At 70.0% G+C, this 2,971-nt stretch carries 2 protein-coding genes; both read right to left on the bottom strand.

Annotation, left to right across the window (positions count from 1 at the left end; translation table 11 throughout):
* Positions 1 to 122 precede the first annotated feature (122 nt).
* On the bottom strand, positions 123 to 1,460 hold the full coding sequence (locus RWX45_RS05805; RefSeq protein WP_316022822.1) for a glycoside hydrolase family 1 protein: 1,338 nt from the start codon (positions 1,458 to 1,460) through the stop codon (positions 123 to 125).
* Between the two features lie 34 nt (positions 1,461 to 1,494).
* Positions 1,495 to 2,971 (bottom strand): hypothetical protein (locus RWX45_RS05800; protein WP_316022821.1); only part of this gene is annotated, 1,477 nt, incomplete at its 5' end.

Here is a 2,971-nt window from a genome sequence, read left to right as displayed (position 1 = left end):
GTCGAAGAGAATGGCGGTCATGGGGACTCCTTCGTGCTGGTACGTCATTTGTGCCGGTTTCGGCACGTCATAAGTGCCGGTTTCGGCGTGTTATTAGTGCCGGTTTCGGTGAGGGGCGGTGGTTAGGTGGTGGGCTCGAGGGAGACGGCGTTCTCGGCGGCGATGCGCCCCAGCCAGGCCAGCGAGGGCTTGGGGGTGCGTTTGAAGTCATGCTCGCGGTCGACGGCGATCAGCCCGAAGGTCGGCTCCCACCGGCCCCACTCGTAGTTGTCCAGCAGGGACCAATGGCAGTAGCCGCGCACATCGGCGCCGTCGGCGACCGCACGGATGAGGCCACGCAGCGCCTCGGTGGTGTAGGCGATGCGGCGGGTGTCGTCGGCGGTGGCGATGCCGTTCTCGGTGACGAGCATGGGCTTGCGGTACAGCTGCCACAGGCGGCGCAGGTTGATGGCCAGGGCGTCGGGCCGGTAGGCCCAGCCGGTGAGCGTGTTGTCGGGAGAGTCGGGGTGGGGGACCGGGCCGTTGGCGTCCACCGGCTGGGAGGTGTAGGACTGCACGCCGATGAAGTCGTCCTCGGCGCTGGCCTCGTAGTAGACGCCCTCCCATTGGTGGAAGACTGTCTTCCACACCTCCTCGTTGCCGGGCGTCGGCGTGAACGCCTGGGCGGCCGGCGCCCAGCCGATCATGGCCTGCGGCAGCGCCTCGCGCAGCACCTTCCGGGCGGCGGCGTGCATGGCGATAATCCGCTCGGCGAGGTCCAGGTTCGGTGCGGGCAGGGCGGCCATGCGCTCGGTCGTGGCCGCCGGGCCGGCCTGATCCGCGGTGCCGGCATCATCTGCGGCGCCGTCCCTCGCGTCGGCTTCGCCCGCACCCGCCGCCTCGCCGCCGTTGTCTTCCACGGCTCCGGCCGCCCGGGCGGCAAGCTCCTGCAACTCCTCCGGAGTCTTGCCGATGATGGCGGTCATCCCGCTCATGAGGTTGAGAATATTGGGCTCATTGATGGTGATGATCCAGCGCACGTCGTGGAGGACCTCGCTGACATAGCGCACGTAGGCGGCGAAGCGCTCCGGGGCGTCGTTGCGAGTAATGCCGCCGCCGAGTGTGAACCACAGCGGGCTGGTGAAGTGGTGCAGGGTGATGATCGGCTCGAGCCCGTACTCGTGGCAGGCGTCGATCATGTCCCGGTAGTGCAGCAGTGCCGCTCGGGAGAACTCCCCGTCGGCGGGCTCGATGCGGGCCCACTCAATGCCGAAGCGGTAGGCCCGGAGGCCGCCCTCGGCGGCCAGGCGGATGTCCTCGCGATAGCGGTGGAAGGAGTCGCAGGCGGAGCCGGACTTCTCGGGCATTCTGCCGGCAGGCGCGTGCTCGAGGGCCCAGAAGTCGGCGCCCACGTTGTCCCCCTCGATCTGATGGCCCGCGGTGGAGGCACCCCAGATGAAGTCGTCGCGAAGGATCGTCATTGGTCTCTCGTCTCTATGCGGTGGTGGATGGCGGTCAGCCTGCGGGCCAGGCGCTGAGCTCCTCGGCACGGATCCGCCAGCTGCCGTCGTCGGGAAAACCCGGCTGAGGGCCGGAGCCCTCCCAGCCGGCCACCATGAGGGAAACGGCGGCCAGCAGTCCCCCGTTGCCTGGCAGGTACAGCGGGATCATCGAGCCGATACCCGGATTATTGCCGACGGCGTCGTAGCGGTTCTTGACGGCGTCCTGCAGCAGGAGGTCGACGGCGTCGGCGGGGCGGCCCAGCCGCGTCGCGGTCATGGCCATGACCGGGAAGTCCCAGCCCCAGGCCGTGTCCCACCGCCACGTCTGGCGCACCCAATCCAGGGTCGCATTCATGATCTGCGGATCGATGAGCGGGGTGGGCGGCAGGAAGCCGAGGGCCTGGAGGAAGGACGGGTGGTCGTCGGTGCGCACCTCGGGCTGGCCAGAGACGGCGGTATAGCGTCCGTCGACCTGTTCCGGTGTGGGCAGGGCCGCCTGGACGGCGTCCCAGTCCTCGTTGCGTTTCAGGCCGCGGCGGGTGCGGAAGCGCTGGGCCAGCTCGAGGCCGAACCACCAGTAGGCGAGTTCGAAGGTGGGGTCGCGGGTCGTGGCGGCGTCATAGAACTCCTGGGCGGGCATGACGGGCGAGCCGAGGTGGGCGACGCCGTCGGTGATGTCGACGAAGGAGGCCATGAACTCGGCCGTGGCGTCGAGCAGATCGCACACCTCGGCCAGCAGGTGTTCCCGCCCGGCACGGGCCTCGGCCTCGGGCCGGGCGCCGTGGGCGTGCCAACACAGTTCGGCCAGGTAGAGCAGATGCGGCTGCTGCCAGATGATGAAGGGGCCGATGTCCCCGGGGGCCTCGCGCCCGGCGGGGCCGACCTCCTTGGGCCAACGGGCGCCTGCGTAGCCCTGGGCGGCGGCGGTCGCCCGCGCTGATTCGAGCACCGACCGATACCACCCGAAGGACCGCTCCAGGATTTCCGGCCGTCCCCAGGCGGCGAACTGGGCCGCGTGCCACCAGTGCATCTCCAGGTGGAACTTGCCGCGCCATGTGTTGGTCATGAGACCGGTCTCCTGCGGCGGGGTGAGGCCACCGCCGCCCGCACGCAGCAGGTACTGGGACAGGACGATCCGCCGCTCCAACTCCTCGGCGCGCGGGTCAGTGGAGCCGGCCAGCTCCACCATGCCCCCGCGGTTCCAGTAGCCCTCCCAGAAGACGACGGCCGAGTCGAAGACGGCATCAACTCCCTGGGGCGTGGCGGTGGGCGCCTCATACAGGTCCGCGCCCGGGCCACAGACGGGCTCGAAGGCGAGGACGACGTCAAGGCGGCCCGTTCCGGTGGAGGGGGTCAGTACCAGCTCACGGCCCTCCGCCCGTGCGGTCACGGCGCCGTCGGCATCCCAGGTGAGTGCACATCGGTAGGCGGTGGCATCGACGCGGCGCTCGAGGAGGATGCGGCCGGTGCGCCCGCCGTCGCCCGGGGCG

The sequence above is a fragment of the Actinomyces sp. MRS3W genome, from assembly GCF_032465695.1.
Taxonomy (GTDB): Bacteria; Actinomycetota; Actinomycetes; order Actinomycetales; family Actinomycetaceae; genus Actinomyces.
The sequence above is the reverse complement of the archived record's forward strand: the minus strand, read 5'-3'. Positions and strand labels throughout refer to the sequence as shown.

What these genes read in the sequence shown, in the direction of transcription:
- RWX45_RS05805 (WP_316022822.1), bottom strand. Translation starts at nt 1,460, where the DNA reads ATGACGATCCTTCGCGACGACTTCATCTGGGGTGCCTCCACCGCGGGC.